This window comes from Lactobacillus sp. C449L (assembly GCF_059900815.1).
In genome coordinates this window covers 1-463 of sequence record NZ_JBWXGA010000194.1, presented here as the reverse complement: position 1 = coordinate 463, position 463 = coordinate 1, and the positions used below count along the sequence as shown (strand labels likewise).

Annotated in this window: 1 pseudogene; it reads left to right on the top strand. The window is 38.9% G+C overall.

Going from position 1 to position 463, the window contains the following annotated elements:
* Positions 1-88: 88 nt before the first annotated feature.
* Positions 89-463, top strand: a pseudogene (locus AC2JF9_RS08990) (PCRF domain-containing protein); the annotation flags it as partial.

Sequence of the window (463 nt, the reverse complement as noted above, 5' to 3'; positions counted from 1 at the left end):
ATCTAAAAGGAAGACCACGAACTTTTTTGGTTACAGTAAATAACTTACAATAAAGACGATTTTTTTAAAATACTATGAGGTGAAGAATATGGAATTAGCAGACATCAGGAATGAGCTCGAAAAAACAGCTAAACGTTTAGCGGACTTTAGGGGGTCTCTTTGACTTAGAAGAGAAGGAAGCCCGGATTGCCGAATTGGAGAACATCATGACCGATCCAGATTTTTGGAACGACCAGCAAAAGGCGCAGACGGTCATAAATGAAGCCAATGCCCTAAAGGATCAGGTCAACCACTTATCAGAACTGAATGAGAGCTTTGAAAATCTTGATTTAACATATGAGCTTGTAAAAGAGGAAAGCGATGCAGAGCTGCAGGCTGAGTTAGAAGAAGAAATCACGCAGCTTTCACAAAAAATGAATGACTTTGAGCTTCAGCTGTTATTAAGTGAAGAGTACGATAAAAA